Origin of the sequence: Fictibacillus sp. 26RED30, from assembly GCF_015903845.1 — a bacterium.
Classification (GTDB): domain Bacteria; phylum Bacillota; class Bacilli; order Bacillales; family Fictibacillaceae; genus Fictibacillus; species Fictibacillus phosphorivorans.
In genome coordinates, this window is the sequence record NZ_JACZDV010000001.1 from 416,550 (window position 1) to 437,612 (window position 21,063).

At 40.2% G+C, this 21,063-nt stretch carries 23 protein-coding genes; 17 read left to right on the forward strand and 6 right to left on the reverse strand.

The genetic code is table 11. The features are described 5' to 3' along the window. The first annotated feature begins 110 nt into the window (after nucleotides 1–110). Nucleotides 111–995: a lipoyl synthase gene (lipA, locus tag IHV11_RS02005; protein WP_197132073.1), complete on the forward strand. Its 885-nt coding sequence runs from the start codon at nucleotides 111–113 to the stop codon at nucleotides 993–995. A gap of 40 nt (nucleotides 996–1,035) precedes the next feature. On the opposite strand, the gene IHV11_RS02010 is transcribed toward lipA, so the two are convergent. Then, nucleotides 1,036–1,647, reverse strand: coding sequence for a YhcN/YlaJ family sporulation lipoprotein (locus tag IHV11_RS02010; RefSeq protein ID WP_197189685.1), 612 nt, complete (start codon nucleotides 1,645–1,647; stop codon nucleotides 1,036–1,038). 121 nt (nucleotides 1,648–1,768) lie between these two features. Between IHV11_RS02010 and IHV11_RS02015 the strand changes: the two genes are divergently transcribed. Then, entirely contained in the window at nucleotides 1,769–2,044 is a 276-nt protein-coding gene (locus tag IHV11_RS02015; protein ID WP_066238928.1) for a YutD family protein, read from the forward strand. A gap of 80 nt (nucleotides 2,045–2,124) precedes the next feature. Here the strand turns inward: IHV11_RS02015 and IHV11_RS02020 are convergent, their stop codons facing one another. Beyond that, on the reverse strand, nucleotides 2,125–2,421 hold the full coding sequence (locus tag IHV11_RS02020) for a hypothetical protein (RefSeq protein ID WP_225218678.1): 297 nt from the start codon (nucleotides 2,419–2,421) through the stop codon (nucleotides 2,125–2,127). Nucleotides 2,422–2,514: 93 nt separating this feature from the next. Next, entirely contained in the window at nucleotides 2,515–2,784 is a 270-nt protein-coding gene (locus tag IHV11_RS02025) for a DUF3055 domain-containing protein (protein ID WP_144698299.1), read from the reverse strand. Between the two features lie 101 nt (nucleotides 2,785–2,885). On the opposite strand from IHV11_RS02025, the gene IHV11_RS02030 reads away from it, so the two are divergent. From IHV11_RS02030 to IHV11_RS02040, 3 genes are all read left to right on the forward strand, one after another. After that, nucleotides 2,886–3,326: a DUF86 domain-containing protein gene (locus IHV11_RS02030; protein WP_197193544.1), complete on the forward strand. Its 441-nt coding sequence runs from the start codon at nucleotides 2,886–2,888 to the stop codon at nucleotides 3,324–3,326. Nucleotides 3,327–3,408: 82 nt separating this feature from the next. After that, nucleotides 3,409–4,065, forward strand: a complete 657-nt coding sequence (locus tag IHV11_RS02035) for a helix-turn-helix transcriptional regulator (protein WP_231620255.1) — start codon at nucleotides 3,409–3,411, stop codon at nucleotides 4,063–4,065. Nucleotides 4,066–4,131: 66 nt separating this feature from the next. Further along, the gene (locus IHV11_RS02040; RefSeq protein ID WP_197193546.1) at nucleotides 4,132–4,899 is read left to right on the forward strand and encodes a TIGR01457 family HAD-type hydrolase; all 768 of its coding nucleotides are present in this window, start codon (nucleotides 4,132–4,134) and stop codon (nucleotides 4,897–4,899) included. Nucleotides 4,900–5,017: 118 nt separating this feature from the next. Here IHV11_RS02040 and IHV11_RS02045 read toward each other — a convergent pair whose 3' ends face one another. Next, nucleotides 5,018–5,515, reverse strand: a complete 498-nt coding sequence (locus tag IHV11_RS02045; protein WP_066397286.1) for a phosphatidylglycerophosphatase A family protein — start codon at nucleotides 5,513–5,515, stop codon at nucleotides 5,018–5,020. A gap of 183 nt (nucleotides 5,516–5,698) precedes the next feature. Here IHV11_RS02045 and yutH point away from each other — a divergent pair, with 183 nt between their 5' ends. The 10 genes from yutH (at nucleotide 5,699) to argF (ending at nucleotide 18,361) form a co-directional block, all read left to right on the forward strand. Further along, nucleotides 5,699–6,721, forward strand: coding sequence for a spore coat putative kinase YutH (gene yutH, locus IHV11_RS02050; RefSeq protein ID WP_197189681.1), 1,023 nt, complete (start codon nucleotides 5,699–5,701; stop codon nucleotides 6,719–6,721). A gap of 425 nt (nucleotides 6,722–7,146) precedes the next feature. After that, nucleotides 7,147–8,112, forward strand: coding sequence for a 2-hydroxyacid dehydrogenase (locus IHV11_RS02055; protein ID WP_197193547.1), 966 nt, complete (start codon nucleotides 7,147–7,149; stop codon nucleotides 8,110–8,112). A gap of 11 nt (nucleotides 8,113–8,123) precedes the next feature. Beyond that, a complete protein-coding gene (locus tag IHV11_RS02060; protein WP_197193548.1) occupies nucleotides 8,124–8,900 on the forward strand; it encodes an SDR family oxidoreductase in 777 nt (258 codons plus the stop codon). A 147-nt stretch (nucleotides 8,901–9,047) separates the two neighbouring features. After that, nucleotides 9,048–10,082 carry an N-acetyl-gamma-glutamyl-phosphate reductase gene (gene argC, locus IHV11_RS02065; RefSeq protein WP_197193549.1) on the forward strand — a complete coding sequence of 345 codons (1,035 nt, stop codon included), beginning with the start codon at nucleotides 9,048–9,050 and terminating at the stop codon, nucleotides 10,080–10,082. 16 nt (nucleotides 10,083–10,098) lie between these two features. Next, entirely contained in the window at nucleotides 10,099–11,325 is a 1,227-nt protein-coding gene (argJ, locus tag IHV11_RS02070) for a bifunctional ornithine acetyltransferase/N-acetylglutamate synthase (protein WP_197193550.1), read from the forward strand. Between the two features lie 15 nt (nucleotides 11,326–11,340). Next, complete coding sequence (argB, locus tag IHV11_RS21100; protein ID WP_370568614.1) at nucleotides 11,341–12,138, forward strand: acetylglutamate kinase; 798 nt, start codon at nucleotides 11,341–11,343, stop codon at nucleotides 12,136–12,138. Next, complete coding sequence (locus IHV11_RS02075) at nucleotides 12,078–13,196, forward strand: acetylornithine transaminase (protein WP_370568658.1); 1,119 nt, start codon at nucleotides 12,078–12,080, stop codon at nucleotides 13,194–13,196. Before argB ends, IHV11_RS02075 begins: the two co-directional genes overlap by 61 nt. An 80-nt stretch (nucleotides 13,197–13,276) precedes the next feature. Next, a complete protein-coding gene (locus IHV11_RS02080) occupies nucleotides 13,277–14,329 on the forward strand; it encodes a carbamoyl phosphate synthase small subunit (RefSeq protein ID WP_197193552.1) in 1,053 nt (350 codons plus the stop codon). Then, nucleotides 14,322–17,414 carry a carbamoyl phosphate synthase large subunit gene (locus tag IHV11_RS02085; protein WP_197193553.1) on the forward strand — a complete coding sequence of 1,031 codons (3,093 nt, stop codon included), beginning with the start codon at nucleotides 14,322–14,324 and terminating at the stop codon, nucleotides 17,412–17,414. Before IHV11_RS02080 ends, IHV11_RS02085 begins: the two co-directional genes overlap by 8 nt. Continuing rightward, a complete protein-coding gene (gene argF, locus IHV11_RS02090; RefSeq protein ID WP_197193554.1) occupies nucleotides 17,414–18,361 on the forward strand; it encodes an ornithine carbamoyltransferase in 948 nt (315 codons plus the stop codon). The genes IHV11_RS02085 and argF overlap by 1 nt, the downstream gene beginning before the upstream one ends. A gap of 310 nt (nucleotides 18,362–18,671) precedes the next feature. On the opposite strand, the gene IHV11_RS02095 is transcribed toward argF, so the two are convergent. Continuing rightward, complete coding sequence (locus IHV11_RS02095) at nucleotides 18,672–18,917, reverse strand: NifU family protein (RefSeq protein WP_066238880.1); 246 nt, start codon at nucleotides 18,915–18,917, stop codon at nucleotides 18,672–18,674. A 158-nt stretch (nucleotides 18,918–19,075) separates the two neighbouring features. On the opposite strand from IHV11_RS02095, the gene IHV11_RS02100 reads away from it, so the two are divergent. Together IHV11_RS02100 and IHV11_RS02105 are read left to right on the forward strand one after the other, a co-directional pair. Further along, on the forward strand, nucleotides 19,076–19,399 hold the full coding sequence (locus IHV11_RS02100) for a YuzD family protein (RefSeq protein WP_144698327.1): 324 nt from the start codon (nucleotides 19,076–19,078) through the stop codon (nucleotides 19,397–19,399). 88 nt (nucleotides 19,400–19,487) lie between these two features. Then, a complete protein-coding gene (locus tag IHV11_RS02105; protein ID WP_197132045.1) occupies nucleotides 19,488–19,796 on the forward strand; it encodes an LSM domain-containing protein in 309 nt (102 codons plus the stop codon). A 40-nt stretch (nucleotides 19,797–19,836) separates the two neighbouring features. Here IHV11_RS02105 and IHV11_RS02110 read toward each other — a convergent pair whose 3' ends face one another. Continuing rightward, entirely contained in the window at nucleotides 19,837–20,901 is a 1,065-nt protein-coding gene (locus IHV11_RS02110) for an NAD(P)/FAD-dependent oxidoreductase (RefSeq protein WP_191752120.1), read from the reverse strand. Between the last annotated feature and the right edge of the window lie 162 nt (nucleotides 20,902–21,063).

The window sequence follows — 21,063 nt, forward strand, 5'->3', positions numbered from 1 at the left end:
AATTTTACCCTGTCGTATGGTAGAGTATTGAGGGGACAATAATGTTTAAGTAGAAACTAAAATACGAACGTTCATTATACGAAAGACCAAGAAAATTTGGGGTGATGATGATGGCAAAGAAAGAAGAATATGTACGTAAACCCGAGTGGTTAAAAATAAAGCTAAACACGAATGAAAATTATAAAGAACTTAAAAAAATGATGCGTGAGAAAAAGCTACATACGGTATGTGAAGAAGCAAAATGTCCAAATATCCATGAATGTTGGGCTGTTCGAAAAACGGCTACTTTCATGATTCTTGGAGATATCTGTACACGTGCTTGCCGTTTTTGTGCCGTTAAAACAGGATTGCCGACAGAACTTGATCTACAAGAGCCAGAACGCGTTGCAGAATCTGTCGAGCAAATGGGTTTAAAACACGTTGTAATCACAGCGGTTGCGCGTGATGACCTTAAAGACGGCGGTGCTCATGTATTCGCCGAAACCGTTCGTGCTGTACGTGCTCGTAATCCATTCTGTTCCATCGAAGTCCTTCCATCTGACATGTTAGGTGATTTTGATGCACTGAAAACATTGATGGATGCAAAACCAGATATTATGAACCACAATATTGAAACGGTAAGACGTCTTTCTCCGAGAGTTCGTGCACGTGCTACGTATGACAGAACAATGGAGTTCTTGCGTCGTGCAAAAGAAATGAATGCTAACATCCCAACAAAGTCCAGTCTAATGATCGGGTTAGGTGAGACGTGGGATGAAATTGTAGAAACGATGGATGACTTACGTGCAAATAACGTAGATATCATGACGATCGGTCAGTATCTACAACCTACAAAGAAACATTTAAAAGTACAAAAATACTATACACCAGATGAGTTTAAAGAGCTGCGTGATATCGCGTTCTCTAAAGGATTCAAGCATTGTGAGTCTGGACCGCTTGTGCGTTCTTCTTACCATGCTGATGAGCAAGTAAACGCAGCTGCACAAAACAGCTAAAAAATAAGAGAACCAGAAGCAACTATCTGCTTCTGGTTTTTTATTTGCCTTCCATTTCACTACGCATATTGTTTGTTTCGCCGTTCATCTCACCGTTTTCATTTTCCCCATAGTTCCACTTTTTACCTTGAGGCGCTTTTTTCATTTGTTGGATTAACGTGTCCATGATGCCTTCGATCTGTTCCGTATCATTATTTAGTGATTGATATTGTTCGATCTTATCGATCATTCCTTTTTCGTCAGATACGTAGACGTGATAATATCTCGGAACGACAGAGAATCCAGTCATCTTTACTTGGTCAGCAGCTGCGTTTCGATCCTTGTTTGTTGTTTTGTAGCCGATCAGTACCTCTTCATCCGTAACTAATGTACCGACATCTTTAATATCCGGTAGTTGAAGGACCATATCAGAGATCATATCAGCAAGCTTTTGGCGATTTAAGTATGGAACCGCATTTCCTGTTTTTACTTTATCCCCCGACATATGACGCATATATCCAAAGTCCCCATAGTTCATGTTGTTGCCAATTCGATTCTCATCTTTTACATTGGTTTTAGAAAATTTATATTCTTGTCCCATCTTTTTCTGATCACCGCCGCCGCATCCAGCGAGCATCAAGCCGATCAATAAGAACATTCCTAATTTTTTCACAGGTGTTTCACCTCCTTATTCTATAGAGTGCCTTAAATGGGAAGATCTTTACGAAGAAATTGTTGGCTGAAACGAGTACAAGCATGGTAAAATAAGTATCAGGAAACGAGGTGAAGCATTTTTGATTACAGTTGGTAATTATTCCTATGAAGTGATTGAAGATGTACGAGAAGCCTTTAACGAGGAACAATTTAAAGCGCGCTATAGTGAAATATTACATAAATACGATTATATTGTTGGTGATCTCGGTTACGAACAGCTTCGACTTCGTGGATTCTTTGAAGACAATCATGAAAAGGCTACGTTTGATACGAAGATCAGTACACTGCCGGAGTACATTTACGAATATTGTAATTTCGGTTGTCCGTATTTTGTAGTCAAAAAAGTAAACCCCTGAGAAAATTCAGGGGTTTTTCTTTGTCTTAGCGATGATCTTAAATTTGACGTAAAGGCTACTAAAAAGTCACCAAGGTTACTTTACGAGCCTCGAGAATCTTCATAAGGCTTTTCCGTATGATATTCTGGATCATCGTGTGTGGGATGAGCACCAGGATCTTGTCTTTCCAGACCTTCATGAAGGGTTTTGTTTTCATAGTTAAAGGCACTATAATAACGCTGTTCTTCTCTCCAAGGAGTCGATTTTCCTAAAGCTCTCTTGATCGGAGAGCCGTACGGACCTTCAGGTAAATCCTCAGGAAGTACGTAATTACGACCAGTCTCTACATTCGAAAAATCGGTATATTGTTCTTTTTCTTTTTCGAACAAAAAAACCATCCTCTCTTCGGTCATTTTAGGATAAGAAAAGTATCCTTATCTAAAGTGTCTCCAAGAAAGCATGATTCTTTTTTGGTACATTTTGATTACATCTTAAACAACTTCAGCTAAAAATTCGCGAAGCTCCATTGCGTCCTCTTCAGTTAGATTAAACGCGTGTTCTAAATAGCCCTCTTCTTCTAAATCATCTTGACCGATGATAGCATATGTACTGCCTAACATGTTCAGTACTAATGACTTTCCGTAATGTCTCGTTGTTTTCGTGATGGCAAGATCAAAGCGAGTGTTTCGTCCCATGAAGCTTACAAAGCGCGTTTCTGTTGTTTCTTTATCATCATATAAGAAAAATGTTTCCTCGTTCATTTGTTCCTCCTTCATACATTAGAAATTTAAATTTTGAGTTCATATGATTGCTCTTACTTTATGTTACACTTTACTTGAGAAACTTACAAAAGGTGATGACTATGTATTTTGTTGATCGAAAGAAAATCAATGAACATTTAGTGTATATGAATGAGTTAATCCATACGTTCAAGGAAGTAGCAGTCCCAGAAAATAAGCTTGAAACACTTGTGGTGGAAAGAATCGGACATATGTTGATCGAATCGATGATGGACGTCGGAAATATGATAATTGATGGATTTATTATGCGCGATCCAGGAAGCTTTGAAGATATCCTTGATATCCTGATTGATGAAAAGGTAATCCCAAATGATGAAGCACTATCACTAAAGGAAGTGGTAAACCTTCGTAAATCACTTGTTCAAGATTACACTTCGGCTGATAGTAAAATCATATACGATACAATCGCTTCAAAAGAGAAAGAACTTTCAGCATTCCCAATACATGTAAAACGGTATCTAGAGGAAGAATTGGGGCCAGTTTCTGCATTTTTACCTGAATAAGGATAAGTAGAGTTTTTATACATTTATATTTAAAAATGTACGTTTATCCTTATTTACGATAAAATGGTGACAAAGGATGGTGATGACCATGAAGAATCACACCTCAACCCGTGATGAAATCATCTATCTTTTAAAAAGAAATAAGAGGATGACTGTTACGGAAATGGCGAAATCCCTAGGAATAACCGAAATGGCGGTTCGTCGTCATCTCAACACATTAGAGCGCGACCATGTGATTGAAACGACTCTTGTGCGACAGGCTATGGGAAGACCAATTCATTTTTATCATCTTACAGCAAGCGGTGACGAACAATTTCCACGTAACTATTCAGGACTTACCGTAGATTTTTTAAAAGATATAGAAGAAGTGAGTGGCACAGAAACAATTGATGAATTGTTTAAGCGTCGTGAAAATCGTCTTCAGGATAGATACAAAGATCGAATGAACACACTCACAGAGTTTGAGCAAAAAGTAAATGAACTGGCGAACATACAAAATGAAGCGGGTTATATGGTGGACTGGGAAAGAGGCGAAGATCCAGGAACCTACGTATTAACAGAGTACAATTGCCCGATCGCTAAGGTAGCGAATGAATATCAGCAAGCCTGCTCTTGTGAACTTTCGCTGTTTAAGCGCATGCTTAAAACAGATGCCGTTGAGCGAAAGACGTGCATGGCAAAAGGCGGAGATTATTGTTGCTATGTGATAAAAGAAGAAAAGCAAACATCTGAAGTCTAAATCGCTTCAGGTGTGTTTTTTTTTGAAGTGGGTAAAATGAGAAGGTACATAAAAGGAGAGAGCATAATGAAGGCATATAAAGGATTCTTGATCGACTTGGATGGAACGATGTATCGAGGGACAGAACGAATTATTGAGGCCGTTGATTTTGTGAAAAAATTAAACGAACAAAACATTCCTTACTTGTTTGTAACAAACAATTCTTCTAAAACAAAAAAACAAGTGGCAGATGTGCTTGCAGGATTCGATATCCCAGCCTCATCAGAGCATGTGTATACGACGAGTATGGCAACAGCCAATTATATTGCAGAACAAAAGAAAAATGCGACTGTCTATTGTATCGGTGAAGATGGAATAAGAGAAGCGCTTCAAGAGCAAGGACTGCAACTTGTTGAAGAGAACCCTGACTATGTTGTGGTCGGAATCGATCGCTCGATCACATACGAAAAATTAGCAAAAGCATGCCTAGCAGTCCGTAACGGAGCAACTTTTATCTCTACAAATGGCGATATTGCACTTCCAACAGAAAGAGGACTTCTGCCAGGAAACGGCTCACTAACTTCTGTCATTACGGTTTCTACGCAAACAGAACCGACATTTATCGGTAAGCCTGAGTCCATCATCATGGAGATGGCGTTAGAAACGCTGGGAACGAAAAAAGAAGAAACACTCATGATCGGGGACAACTATCAAACAGATATTTTAGCTGGTATTCGTGCCGGAATAGATACTCTGCTTGTGCACACAGGAGTCACAACTAAGAAACACCTTGAAGAAATTGAAGTGCATCCAACGTATACCGTAAACGGATTGGATGAGTGGGAGATCAATTAATCTGATTTCCGGTTCAGGTACTTGCTTTTTCCGATGGAGACTATCTAGCAACAACCAGTTAATAAAAAATAAAAAAGGCTTAAGTCTAAGAGGATCCTCTTGTTCTTAAGCCTTATTTTTATTCTTCATTTGCTGCACGATGTGCCAATCTGCTCGATGCTGCAGCTGCAATAGCACCCACTATGTCATCTAAGAAGGTGTGAACCATACCTGTAGACTTATCATTAAGCTTCTCTAGAATACCCGGTTTTTGTTTATCGATGAATCCATAGTTGGTAAAGCCGATCGAGCCATATATATTTACGATTGAGAGAGCGATCACTTCATCGATCCCATAAAGACTTTCGTCGCGAGCCAATATTTCCTGAAGCGGCTGCTCAAGTTTTTTCTGTTCCGCTAATACATCAAGCGCTATGCCTGTAAGAATGGCATTCTGAACTTCACGTTTTGCGATGACTCTCTCAACGTTTTCTCTACATACATCCATTTTAAGATCAGGATGGTAGGGGACTTGGAGAAAATAAACAAGTTCAGCAATATCGTTTACCGTAACGCCCCGTTCGTTCAGCTGTTTGCGAGCAGTTTCTTCGACTTTTTCCACTTTTTTGTTTGGCATCCTTGTACTCCTTTTCTCTGTTAGTCTCCTTAGCTTTGTATAGTATATGTTTTCATAGTAAAGTTATGAATTTATAAAAAGTACTAACCACTTCGCCTATATGGGCATACAATGTTGTATCCAATCATGCGGTGGTGTGAAAAGATCGACCGCTGGAAAGCTGAAGGGGTGGGGGGATCGGCTTTGTTTGAAAGAGATATATTTCATCATTATCAACTAGTTTGTGAAGACAGAAGATCTGAATCAGGTTATCGGACCTTCTATTGCAAAGGAAATCAATACATCGTGATACCGCAGCAGCAGATGTCTTATGAGAAACTGCAAGAAATGATGTATATCAGTGATTATTTACAGCAGCGTGGAGAAGAGAACATTCCTGTTCTGCAGCCTACGATCACCAATATGCCTAGCGCTTATGTAGATGGTGAGTCTGTTATCATTTTTAAAGTTGAGCCTAAAAAAGGGGAAAATCGTAATATTGAAATGGGGTCCGAACTAGCAGAATTTCATAAGCGAGGAAAAGGGCTTGAACAGTATTATCCCGTTGAACAAATCGCATACGGACAATGGCCGTTATTATGGATCAATCGTGTGGATGAAATGCATAACCGATATGCAGAAATATCAGCCAGAAAGCAAAAAAACGATTTTGATCAATTATTTTTGACTACATTTCCTTATTATGAGGGAATGGCGGAAAATGCAATTCAATATATTACGGATTACCAACTAGAGAGAGGACCTAAAGGAATAGGTTCTGCTGCAATTTGTTACGATCGATTCAGTGAGCGGTCATGGATTCGGACGTCTAACAGTTTTGTGAAACTGCCTGTGGGCTGGGTGATCGATAGTCCGATGAGAGACCTTGCAGAATGCATCAGGGAGAAGATCTATCAGCCAGAATTCAGAAGTCACGAAGTATTGCAGTTGATCGACGAATATGAAAAAGTAAAGCCATTATCTAAGGGGGCTTGGAGACTTCTATACGGCAGACTCCTCTTTCCTTCACAGTACTTTGATACGGTTGATGAACATTATAATAATGAGAGAGATATCGGAAAAGAACTGTATGTTCGCCGCTTTACTGACTTAATCTCGTATGAAAAGCAAAATGAATACTTCTTAAAAAGTTTTTACAGATCGATCGGTCTTCCGGTTCAAGAGTTAAATATTCCAATGGTCGATTGGCTCGTTCCCATGATCTAATGAAAGAGGTAGCTCAAAAAGTAAGATTTTTGAGTTATACCTCTTTTTTTGTTGTTTTCGTCTACAGTGTTGTCTTTGAAAGTAGTTGATTTCCGCTCCAGGTTGGGCGAACGGTGAGCCACATGTCTAGTTGCAGTGACAAGCCCCTCGAGGTCAAAAGTTAAACGGTCAAGAAGGCAAAATGCACCTTCATAGCCCATTCAACTTTTACTTGTCGGGGCTGGACGAGCCACTTCCACATTTAGAACTGACCGCTCGTCCCATAGGAGTCGGCAACCTTGCGCTCCAATCAACTTGCAGAGGAAGTGAAAAAGAAAAGCAAAATTCTTTTTAGATATCTTGTACAAGAATATTACAAGCATAAGTACCATTTCTTTATTTTCTCACTTTCCCATGAGAAAATAGCAAGCAGGGAGTGAAAGCGTATGCAAAAACCTTATGTTTTTATTACACGAAAATTACCGAAAGAAACGGTTAGTCAACTAGAGCAAATTGCAGAGATCAATATGTGGCCACATGAAGAAAAGGCAGTTCCACGCGAAGTACTTTTAACCGAAATCAAAAAAGCTGATGGACTGCTCACGATGCTATCAGACAAAATCGATAGCGAATTACTTGATGAAGCATATTCAGTAAAAGTAATTGCCAATCTAGCAGTTGGCTATGACAACATCGATGTCGCAGCGGCTAAACAAAAGGGAATAACGGTTTGTAACACACCAGATGTATTAACAGATTCTACGGCGGATTTAGCATTTTCTCTAATCCTTGCAACAGCGCGCAGAATCGTTGAATCAGCAAATTATGTGAAAGAAGGAAAGTGGAATAGCTGGGGACCTCTATTGCTTGCTGGAGCAGATGTTCATCATAAAACAATCGGTATTGTTGGAATGGGAAGAATCGGTGAAGCCGTAGCGAGACGAGCAAAAGGCTTTGATATAAAAATTTTATATCATAATCGAAATCGTAAGCCCGATGCAGAAATCTCACTCGGTGCTGAATACAGAGAATTTCATGAGCTCTTAAAGCAATCAGATTTTGTTGTCTCTCTTGCACCATTAACATCTGAGACAAAAGGAATGTTTAATGAAGAAGCGTTTCAGAGTATGAAGAATAGCTCTATCTTCATTAATGTAGGCAGAGGTGCGACGGTTGATGAATCTGCGCTTATTGAAGCATTACGTAACCAGGAAATCGCGGGTGCAGGGCTTGATGTATTTCAGCAAGAGCCGATTGAAGTCGATCATCCTCTTCTGTCGATGAAACAAGTGGTAGCCCTACCTCACATCGGAAGTGCAAGTGTGGAAACAAGAATGAAGATGGCTGAACTTGCATGCAGAAACATAACCAATATATTGGATGGAAAAGGCGCAGAAACGCCTGTTACATAAGGAGGTACAAGATGTATCGTTCTTTAGAAGGTAAAACAGCCATTGTTACGGGAGCAAGCCGTTTAAACGGAATTGGCGCAGCCGTTTGTGTTGAGCTTGCAAAAAGGGGAGCTAATATTTTCTTTACGACTTGGGGTACATATGACACAACCATGCACACAGGTGACCATACAAAGGACCCAGAACAGCTTGTGGAGAAACTAAAAAATTTCGGAGTGAAATCTTTGTATGAAGAAATTGACCTTAGTGCTGCAGAAGACATTCCGAAACTTCTAGAAAAAGTTGAAAGTGAATTAGGAGTAGCAAGCATACTTGTGAATAACGCCTGTATGTCACAAAATCACAGCTGGGAAGATACAACAAGTGAGATTTTAGATGCTCATTATGCAATCAACATTCGTGCAACAACTCTTTTAAGTATAGAGTTTGCCAAGCGTTTTACAGGGGGCAGAGGAAGTATCGTTCATCTAACATCCGGCCAGTCGAAAGGTCCGATGCTTGGAGAATTGGCTTATGCTGCTACAAAAGGAGCCGTAGACGCGTTAACGATATCTTTAGCTGCTGAAATCGGACATAAAGGAATTACTGTTAATGCAGTGAACCCTGGTCCAACAGATACGGGCTGGATCAACCCGGATTTAGAAAAAATTCTTCTGCCTAAGTTTCCTGGAGGAAGGATCGGAAAACCAGGAGATGCGGCAAGGTTAGTCGCATTTTTAACAACACCAGAAGCAGAGTGGATAACCGGACAGATCATCCATTCAGAAGGTGGATTCTTAAGACAATAGAAACATTTTTGAGACTGGCTTTAGTGGTATCTAAGTGTACCCAAAAAGTCAGTTTTTTTGTTAAAATTAAATTATTTATAAATATACTATTGAATTAATTTTTATACAGTCCTATAATGAACCATAACTTATTTAAGGAGTGATGGAATGAGAGCAGGAATTATTGGTGTAACCGGATATGGTGGGATGGAACTTTTCCGGCTGCTATCGGCACATACGGAGATTACCGAAGTTGTTCTCTATTCATCCTCTAAAGCGGGTAATGAGCTTTCAGAAGAAATTCAGCATCTGTCTCATGTTCATGATCAGAAGCTAAGATCACTGAAACAACTGCCGACCGATGGCTTAGATATCGTATTTTCCTCCGCACCGAGCGGCGTTTCATCAGAGTTTCTTCCTTCGCTACTCGATGAGAACTTGAAGATCATTGATCTAGCAGGGGATTTTCGTTTAAAAGATACAGATACCTATCGAGCGTGGTACAAAAAAGAGCCTCCTCCACAATCACTCGTGAATGATGCGGTATACGGATTAACAGAATGGAAGAGAGAAGAGGTACAGAATGCGAAGCTGATCGCAAACCCAGGTTGTTATCCAACCGCAGCTCTCCTAGGTATTCTCCCGTTACTAAAAGAAAACGTGATCCATCCATCTTCACTCGTGATTGATGCAAAGAGCGGAATTTCTGGAGCGGGTGCAACGCCTGGTAAAGCAACGCATTTTGCACATGTAAATGATAGCCTCGGCATCTACAAGGTCAATCAACATCAGCACATTCCAGAGATCGAGCAAACGATACAGTCATGTACGGATACGGAAACGAAAATAACATTCAATACACACCTTGTTCCAATGACAAGAGGCATCATGACTACGATGTATGCGGAACTCACAGATTCAGTTACCTCTTCATCTGTAAAAGAAATCTATGAATCTTATTACGACAGTGAATACTTCGTCAGAGTTCATAATGAAAAAGCAAATCTGTTTACAAAACAAGTGTACGGATCCAATTTTTGTGATGTTACATTTGCGGTTGATGAGCGTACAAACCGCATCACGGTGATCTCTTGTATTGATAACTTATTAAAAGGAGCTGCAGGTCAAGCGGTTCAAAATATGAATGTGATGTGCGGAATAGAAGAAACGAAGGGATTAAAGTCTTCACCGATGTTCCCTTAACTAGAGGAGGAAGTATATGCAGGCAACAAAAGCAACGATTCAAAAGGTAACAGGTATCAACATCGCGACGCCAAAAGGATTTTATGCAAGCGGACTTCATTGTGGAGTGAAACATAAAAAACTCGATCTAGGATTGTTGTATAGTATCACTCCGGCAAACGCGGCAGGTGTTTATACAACGAACCAAGTACAGGCTGCTCCGCTAAAAGTTACTCAGAATAGTATCTCTCAAGAAGGGAAGCTTCAAGCGATCATCGTGAACTCTGGGAATGCGAATGCTTGTACAGGAAAAAGGGGCTTGAATGATGCTCGGCACATGCAGAGGCAGACCGCTGAAAAGCTGGATATCCCTTCGCACTATGTTGGAGTTGCCTCAACAGGGGTGATCGGTGAACATCTGCCGATGGATAAAATATCAACTGGTATTGAAAACTTAGTGCTAGATTCTGAGTTGAAAGGATCGATCGACTTTTCTCAATCCATTTTAACGACAGATACGGTTTCCAAAAATACAGCTTACACGCTAAAAATTAATAATAAAATCATTACGATAGCAGGTACGGCAAAAGGATCGGGGATGATACACCCCAATATGGCTACGATGCTGGGCTTTATCACGACAGATGCGGCTGTCCAACAAGATGATCTCCACGATGCTTTGTCATTTGCTGTAGAACGTACGTTTAACTGTATTACTGTTGATGGTGATACATCGACGAACGACATGGTACTCATGCTCGCAAACGGAATGGGTGAGAATGAAGAGTTAAATAAAGACCACCCTGAGTGGGAACTATTCTTAGATGCACTCGTACTCGTTTGTGAAGATTTAGGCAAACTTATTGCAAAAGATGGGGAAGGTGCGAGCAAGCTGATCGAGGTTCAAGTTAGCGGAGCAGCATCTGATAAAGATGCGAGAATCATAGCCAAAACGGTAGTAGGTTCTCCCTTAGTGAAAACTGCTGTGTTTGGTTGCGATGCCAACTGGGGCAGAATTCTTGCTGCAGCTGGATATAGCGGAGTTTCATTTAATCCGGACGCTGTAAAAATACAGATTGGTGAGCATGAAGTCGTAGTAGATGGAGAGCCAGTTCTATTTTCAGAGGAAAAAATTCGCAACTATTTAAAAAGCCATGAAATTCACATCTCAGTCGAACTATCAGAAGGTTTTGGAAGTGGAAGAGCGTGGGGGTGTGATCTCACGTATGATTATGTTCAGATTAATGCAAGTTATCGTACCTAAATGGAGGCGAGTGTTGTGTTTCATGTTGTGAAAATTGGAGGAAGTACGCTAGCTAACTTACAACCTGCTTTTTTTGAAGTTCTTAAAAATAGGATTCAACAAGGTGAAAAGATCGTTATCGTACACGGAGGAGGGCCGGAAATCAATAAAAAGCTGTCAGAATCCGGTTTGCCGATAGAAATGAAGAATGGCATCCGAGTAACAAGCCCAGAATCACTTTCCTATGTCAAAACAGCGTTAAAGGACATTACCAACAAAAATCTAGTAGAGAGATTAAATAACGAAGGCATATCAGCTCTAGGACTTTCTGGAGCAGAGAATTCCTTACTAACTTGTGATTTTTTAGATAAAGAGAATTATGGTTGGGTTGGAAGTATACAGAAAGTAAATACAGAGATCATCCAAAACGTGTTAGATGCTGGCAAGGTCCCAGTCATTGCTTCTCTAGGTGTAACAGAGTCGGGTGAAACGGTTAATATTAACGCAGACACAGCGGCTGGAGAAACAGCAGCTTCTTTATCTGCTGAGTCGATCTGTTTTGTTACAGATACCCCTGGTGTTTCAGTGCTTGGAGAGTGGATGGAATGCTTAACGATCGCTGACATTTTTACCAGTATTGTCGAAGGACACATAGAGGGAGGCATGGTACCAAAGGTTGAAGCGGCTATAAAATGTCTCGATTTAAACATCAAGCAAGTACGAATCACCGATCAAACTCTGTCAGGAACAGAGTTGCTTATAAAAGAAAGCAAATACAACTTAAAAAAGGAAACGGAAGTTATGTATATGACCAAGACAATAAAAAGTATCTAGATTTCACGAGCGGGATAGCTGTTACAAGTCTAGGACATTGTCATCCTGAAGTGGTTGCAGCGCTTCAAAAACAGAGCGATTGCATTTGGCATACTTCCAATTTATTTGAAATCCAACAGCAAGAGCAGCTCGCTCTTACACTTGTAAAGCACACGCAGTTGGATTTAGCTTTCTTTTGCAATAGTGGTGCTGAAGCAAACGAAGCTGCAATCAAGCTGGCTAAGAAATTCACAAAGAAAAATAAGATCATCACGTTTAACGATTCATTTCACGGTCGAACGTTCGGTTCTATGTCTGCGACTGGTCAACAGAAGATAAAAGAAGGGTATGGACCCCTCGTGTCAACATTCCTACATTTGCCTTGGAACGATATTGAGCAACTGAAGAAACAAGCAGACAACGACACAGCTGCGATCATGATGGAAGTCATCCAGGGAGAAGGCGGTATCAAAATCGCTGACTTAGATTTTTATAAGGAAGTGCAAGAAATCTGTGAGAAGAACGATATCTTATTGGTCATTGATGAAGTCCAAACGGGTATCGGCAGAACGGGTAAAAGATATGCCTATGAACACTTTGGATTAGATCCTGATATCATTACCCTTGCTAAAGGACTAGGAAATGGTTTTCCAATAGGGGCTATGTTAGGTAAAAGAAAACTAGCTGAAGCGTTTGGACCAGGAAGTCATGGAACGACGTTTGGAGGTAATCCTCTCGCTTGTGCAGTCAGCCAAAGTGTTTTGAATATTATCTTTCATGACGAATTCTTAAATGAGGTTGAGCGTAAGGGTAAGAACTTTAAAGAGCAATTAGAGAAGCATTTAATAAAATTTCCATCCGTAAAAGAAATAAGAGGAGAAGGATTATTGATAGGAATTGAGTGTGAAAACGCCGGAGAACTCATAATAAACTTAGAGAAAAAGGGCTTATTAACCGTTCCTGCAGGCGAGCACGTGATTCGATTATTACCTCCGTTAAACGTTACGGATGAAGAGTTATCGCTCGCTCTAAACACGATTCAAAGAGCATTTAACAACAAGTATGAAACAGTGACCTAAATGGAAGGTGCTATTTTTTTACACATAAATGAATAAAAATACAGAAAAATATAAGTTTTATACAAGGAGAGGAACATGTTATGAAAGGCTGTATAACACTATCTAACGGTAATACATTCGATGGTGACTGGATTAGTGATAACCAATATGGTTCAGGTGAAATTGTATTTTATACAGGAATGACTGGGTACGAACAAGTTTTGACCGATCCTTCCTACCAAGGGCAGATCGTTGTATTTTCTTATCCTTTCATCGGAAATTATGGATTTGATCCTAAGAGTATGGAATCCGCAAAAATCCAAGTGGCTGGAGTAGTTATGGCAGAATGCTATGGATTTGCGGCAAAAGGAGGCCGCCAATCGATCGTGGACTTGTTAAATGCATATCAAATCCCTGCACTAAAGAATGTAGATACGAGATCTCTTATTCAACAAATTCGCATGAAAGGATCTTTGCCTGCTGTTATGCATGTACCAAGTATCACTCCTGATTCTTTTAGTCTAGAAGAATATTGGCCAGCGACATCAATGGAAAAGACAGGTTCAGGAGATACACATATAGTATTGATCGACTTTGGATATAAAAAGTCGATTGCTGAAGCTCTTGTTACCGAAGGGTGTAGCGTAACAATTGTTCCTTTTGATCAAGAGTTAAACGATATCGAAAAATTGAATCCTGATGGCTTAGTTTTTTCAAATGGTTCTGGTGACCCTATGAGGTTCTCTAACTATTTTCATCGTTATAAAATTCTGGCCATGCGCTATCCCACATTAGGCATCTGTCTTGGTCATCAGATCCTGGCTTTATCATTCGGTGGTGAGACACGGAAGCTGAAATTTGGTCACCGTGGTGCGAATCAGCCGGTTATGAACTTGAAGACGGGTAAAGTATCAATGAGTTCTCAAAATCATAGCTATGTCGTTCAAAAAGAAAGTTTAGCAGAAACAGGCTTTAACATCTGGTTTGAAAATGTGAACGATGGAAGTGTTGAGGGATTGTGGCATCCTTCATTTAACGTTGCGAGTGTTCAATTCCACCCAGAAGCAGCACCGGGTCCAAACGAACATAAAGAAATCTTTCAAAATTTTATAAACAGTGTACAACATACAGAGAAGGTGAGAAGTTATGCCTAAACAACAAGACATCAAGAAGGTGCTCGTGATCGGATCAGGACCGATCGTAATCGGGCAGGCCGCAGAATTTGACTATTCCGGAACACAAGCATGTAAAGCATTAAAAGAAGAAGGGATCGAAGTGGTCCTGATCAACAACAATCCTGCTACGATCATGACGGACAACACGTTTGCAGACGTTATATACTTTGAGCCCTTAACAGTAGAATATGCCGAACAGATTATTCTGAAGGAAAAACCTGATGGACTTCTAGCGACAGTTGGGGGGCAAACAGGACTTAACTTAGCAATGGAGCTTCATGAAAATGGGATATTAGCGAAATATGAAGTTCGACTTCTAGGTACAGACATTGACTCTATACAAAAAGCAGAAGACCGTGAGCTTTTTCGGTCATTGATGAAGCATCTAGGAGAGCCTGTACCAGAAAGTGAGATTGTTACGTCAATAGATGAAGCGATTCATTTTGCTGAAGTGACGGGTTATCCCGTAATTGTTAGACCAGCATATACGCTCGGGGGATTTGGTGGCGGGATTGCTTCATCTAAAGAGAAGCTGATCTCACTAGTCAAACAGGGTCTCTCGGCGAGTCCGATCAACCAATGTCTGATTGAAAAAAGTATTGCAGGCTACAAAGAGATTGAATATGAAGTGATGCGTGACAAGAACGGAACATGCATCACGGTGTGTAACATGGAAAACGTTGACCCTGTTGGTGTTCATACAGGTGATTCTGTAGTAGTAGCTCCTAGCCAGACGTTAACAGATGATGAGTATCAGTCATTAAGAAAAGCGTCTTTAACCATCATTTCTGCGCTGGAAATCGTCGGAGGATGTAATATACAGTTTGCGCTTCATCCAGATAACTCACAGTATTATTTAATCGAAGTGAATCCTCGTGTGAGCAGGTCATCTGCTTTAGCATCAAAAGCAACCGGATACCCGATCGCAAAGATTGCTGCCAAACTTGCCCTAGGGTATAACCTGCATGAATTGAAGAATCCAGTAACCGGAACGACCTTTGCGAGTTTTGAACCAGCACTAGATTATGTAGCTGTAAAAATGCCAAGGTGGCCGTTCGATAAGTTTCCTCATGCAGACCGCAAACTCGGAACCCAGATGAAAGCGACAGGCGAAGTGATGGCGTTAGAGAGAAATATGGCTTCTGCCTTTCAAAAGGCGATTCGTTCACTCGAGCTGAAAACGAACGGCATGTATTTGAAAGAACTATCCGCACTAGATGAGGATACACTTCTTGATCTAGTCGTATCAGCAGATGATCGCCGCTTTTTCGTTGTGATGGAACTGTTGCGAAGAGGAGTTTCTTCAGACAAAATTCATGAATTGACTAAAATTACACCGTATTTTTTATCGGTATTTCAAGAGATGGTCTCTATGGACAATATGCTGCAAAAAACGGGATTAGAAAAAGTAGAAAAACAACAACTGCAACTAGCAAAAAAATATGGTTTTTCAGATCGATACTTATCAAATATCTGGTCTGTGTCAGAAATAGAAGTACGCAACAAGAGAGTAGAGTGGGGGATCACGCCGACTTATAAGATGGTGGATACGTGTGCAGCAGAGTTTGAAGCAAAAACGACTTATTTTTATTCAAGCTGGAGCGGGAAAAGCGATAGAATTCCTGGTACTAAGAAGAAGGTTGCTATTATCGGATCCGGTCCCATACGAATCGGGCAAGGTGTTGAGTTTGATTATTGTTGCGTGCACAGCGCTATCGCTCTTCATGCATGTGGATATGAAGCGATACTGATCAACAATAATCCCGAGACAGTAAGCACGGATTATGAAGTATCTGACTCTCTATATTTTGAGCCTCTAACCTTTGAAGACATCAATCATGTTTTGGAGTTTGAAGGAATATCAGATGTCATTCTGCAATTTGGGGGCCAGACATCAATCAATTTGGCTAAAGAGTTAGAAGCGGCAGGATATTCTGTTCTTGGAAGTCCAGCAGATACCGTGGACCAAATGGAGGACAGAGAGCGTTTTTATAATTTTTTAGATGCATTAAATATTCCTAAAGTTCCTGGATTCTCGGCATTAAGTGAAAAAGAAGTCATAGAATATGCAGGCAAACTAGGGTTTCCAATTCTTCTGCGTCCATCATACGTGATTGGTGGAAGCGGGATGAAGGTTCTTTATTCTGAAAGCGAACTAACAAGTTATCTGAACCATGAACAAGTGAATTATCCCGTTTTGATCGATACATTCTTAGAAGGAACAGAAGCGGAGGTAGATGTTTTAAGTGATGGTACAGAACTATTCATTCCAGGTATTTTCGAACATCTAGAAGGAACCGGGGTTCATTCAGGAGATAGTTTGACTGTTACACCACCGCAATCTTTATCTAACCATGTGATCGATCAAATAAAGTCGTACTCTAAAAAGATAGCACTAAACTTATCATATAAAGGATTATTTAATGTTCAATTTGCCATACAGAATGAGTGTGTTTATGTCATTGAAGTGAATCCAAGAGCATCTCGAACAGCACCGATCATGAGTAAGATTACGAATGTAAACCTTGTCCAGAAGGCAACACAATTACTTCTTGGTCAATCATTAACGGCACTGAACCTTGAACAAGAGCATAACGGACAACCAGAGATTACAGTAAAAGCACCTGTTTTCTCAACCATTAAACTGCCTGGTGTTTCCCCGGTGTTAAATCCGATGATGCTCTCAACCGGAGAAGTGATTGGAACGGATGCAGATTTTAATGGAGCTCTAGTGAAAGCTTTGAAAGGCTCAAGCCTTCAATTAGCAGATCTCTGGAATGATCATGGAAGTATTTTTGTGGAAGGAATCCTTGATGAAGCTGCTTCAAAAGCCTGGGAGGAATGTGGGTATACCGTCCTTACAGCAAATGATCTGACATTTGATGATTGGTTAAAAACGGATAACAAAGTCATATATATAAACTTTTCGAATGATAGCGAAAGCCAGAATGCTAAACGTGCCGTATTAGAAAGAGTCCATGTACTAACAAGGAAAGAAACATCTAACGCTTATTTAAATGCGATACGCACCACGAATAAAATGAGAAAGGAAGTGCTGAACTGATGTCAATCGTACACCCTCTTCACCAAACGCGAACTCAGAAAGATTTTCTAACACTTATGGATTACTCTACATCTGAGATCATCGACTTATTGAACCTTGCGAAAGACTTAAAAAAACAAGGTCCATCTGCACCACCCTTACTAAAAGGAAAGATCTTAGGAATGATTTTCGAGAAATCATCGACTCGTACTCGCGTTTCGTTCGAGGCTGCTATGCTGCAACTCGGCGGTCATGCGATCCATCTATCGACTCGTGATATTCAGATGGGTAGAGGAGAATCGATCTCAGATACAGCGAAAGTATTGTCCGGATACCTAGATGCTCTAATGATTCGTACGTTTCATCAATCCACAGTTGAAGAGCTTGCGCATAGTGGATCTATTCCTGTAATTAACGGACTTACGGATGATTTTCATCCGTGTCAAATACTAGCGGATCTTCTTACGATTTTAGAATATAAAGGATCATTCAAAGGGAAAAAGCTGGCTTATATTGGTGACGGAAACAATGTAGCACATTCATTAATGATTGGAGCTGCAAAAGTGGGGATGGATTGCACTATTATTTCACCTGAAAACTACGAACCGAAAGAAGAAATCGTTTCTTATGCAAAGGAAGTTGCGAAACAAAGCGGTTCTGTTATCGAGGTAACTCATGAACCAGTTGCTGGTGTTAAAAATAGTGATGTTATTTACACGGATGTCTGGGCGAGTATGGGTCAAGAAGCGGAAGCGGAGGAACGTCTCGAGCATTTTAAGGGTTATCAAGTGAACCGAGAGCTTGTGTCCTATGCAAAGAGTGATTTTATTTTCATGCATTGTTTGCCTGCGCATCGAGAGGAAGAGGTGACGGGGGAGATTATTGATGGTCCTCATTCTGTTGTTTTTCACGAGGCGGAGAACCGTCTTCACGCACAAAAAGCACTGCTTGTTCGTTTGATGAGTTAAGTATAATGTAGTGAAGATTAGTGAGTGGTTGATTTCCGTTTCAGGTGCTCCTTTTCCGGGGGGGGGGGGGGAGGGGTGCGGTGAGCCACCTAGCGCTCTGCGCTGTTAGGTGGCTCGCCTGTCCCGCTGATCCCCCAGGAGTCTCGCCCTTACACTCCAATCAACTTGTTAATGAAGCTTCTTAAAGAACTCTTAATAGCGTTCAAATAATTTGTGCGAGTATGCTAAATTTTTACCTTCTATTGCAACTAAGTTTTCAAAAAACAACAAAAAAAAGCCGCTCTTCAAAAGAGCGGCTTCTTGCGTTTTATTAAAATACTTGTTCTAATTCAACAACACCAGGAACTTCTTCAAGAAGTGCACGTTCGATACCTGCTTTTAGTGTGATTGTTGAACTTGGGCAGCTACCACATGCTCCCATTAGGCGTACTTTTACTACACCTTCTTCAATATCCACTAATTCCACGTCTCCTCCATCACGAAGAAGGAACGGGCGTAATTTATCAAGAACTTCTTCAACTTGTTCACGCATCTCTAAGTTTTGAGTTTCAGCCATAATAATCAAGGCTCCTTTCTTAAAAAGAACTTACTCTTAGTATACGGGATATGGAATAAAAAATCCATGAGCAAGCATCATGATATTTGCTCCTTTTTCTTTTTTGAAAAATAAGGTATGATGAAAGCAAATAAGCGCATACATTGAGGTGATTCTTCATGAGTAACTCATTTAGTATTAAAGTATATGGAGCTGAACAAAAATGTGCCAGCTGTGTTCATCTTCCTTCAGCAAAAGAAACGGCTGAATGGCTAGAAGCAGCAATCTCAAGAAAGTTTCCGAACTTATTGTTTAATGTTCTTTATATAGACATGGAAAATACGGAAAATGAGATCGATCAGGCATTTTCAGAAAGAATTGTAGAAGAAGACCTTTTTTATCCTGTCGTTGTGATAGATGGAGAAGTAGTAGCAGAAGGTAATCCGAATTTAAAAACGATCTACGCAATTATAGAACAGAACGGTTATGGCGCTGTAAGTTAAGCGCCTATTTTTTTTATTTTGGGTTTGTACACACGCCTTGTTTTCTCTTAAGAATAAGATGTATAGAGAAAAAAGGAGGCAAATTGTATTGTTGAACCCTTTAAAAGGTAAAAGTCATAAAGATGAATCATCCTCATATGCAGGACATCATCACCATCATTATCATGATCTTTGTCTCGAGTACATGGGACAGAAGGTTACGATTGAATTGAATGATGGAAATGTATATCACGGTCAATTGCATAGCTATGATCAGGATAACATGTATATGATCATGCCAGGTGAGAACGCTGACCGTAATAGCCGGATCATTTTTGTCGGGCCGTTTTTTCCAGGCTTCGGAGTTTTTGGTTTTCCTTTTTACCGAATTCGTCGTTTTCGTCCTTATTATTGGTAAAAATACAGAAAAGACCCATGCTGCTGCATGGGTCTTTTTCTTATACTTGATATTTATACAACCATAGAATTCCTGATTTTAATAAGCGTGGCACTCTACCAATAAGAGCAGTGCTACCCATCGTACCAAATCCGCTCTTCTTACCAAGAGAACCCATAACTCCTTTTAGTTTAATCTCGTTCATCTCAGGAAGAGGCTGTTCATTCCAACGAGCTAAAAGGACTTGAGAGATCTGTTCTGCTTGCTCCTCTGCTAATTGTGCACTTGGTGCATAAGGAAGGCTAGCGCAATCTCCAACAACGTATACATGCTCTTCGGTTGGAAGGTGGTGATGTTCAGTTAGAACAACACGTCCTTGACTGTCTTTTTCAACATCTAAATCACGAACGATTCGGCTCGGCTGTATACCTGCCGTCCAAACGATAGCATCACACTCTACCTTTTCGTCATGATTATAAAGAGCGCCTTCTTCAACCTTTGTTACATTTGAATTATTGATTACTTCAACACCGTGTTCAACGAACCAGTTTTGTACATAGTTGCTCAATCGCTTCTTATAAGCGGAAAGAATCATATCACCACGGTCAAAGAGTTTAATTGTAAGATCCGGACGGCTCTCCCGAAGTTCAGATGCTAACTCTACACCTGAAAGTCCGGCACCAACTACTGCAACAACCGCATTAGCATGCAAGTTGTTTAGAATTTGATACGTTTGACGTGATTTATCAATAGTCTGAATGCTGAGCGTAAATTGGTCAGCACCAGGGACATTATGATATTTGTCTTCGCAACCTAGGCCGATAACCAAATCGTCATATGAAACTGCATCTTGATCTTTTAATAGAACTTTCTTTTCTTTAACATCAATTGCTGTCACTTCGCCATATTTAATATTGAGGCGAGGATGATCTGGAAAAGTTACACGAACATGATGATCAGATATGGTACCTGCAGCAAGTGCATAGTATTCAGTTTTTAAACAATGATAAGGTACACGATCAATAAGCGTAAGCTGAATGTTTTCAGGGAGGTCTGAGGAATTAAGAAGTCTCTTTAGCACACGCATATTTCCATATCCTCCGCCAAGTAAAACGAGGTGTTTCATTTGTCATTTCCCCTTTTCTTTCAAGACAATTCTTATCTGTTTTTAAAAATGCATATATAAGTAAATAACCTTAACTCGAAATAAGTAAACGATTACACGTTTTTGACATGTTTAAGTATAGCACTTTGCAACAATTTCACAACTCTTTTATAGAAAAAACAC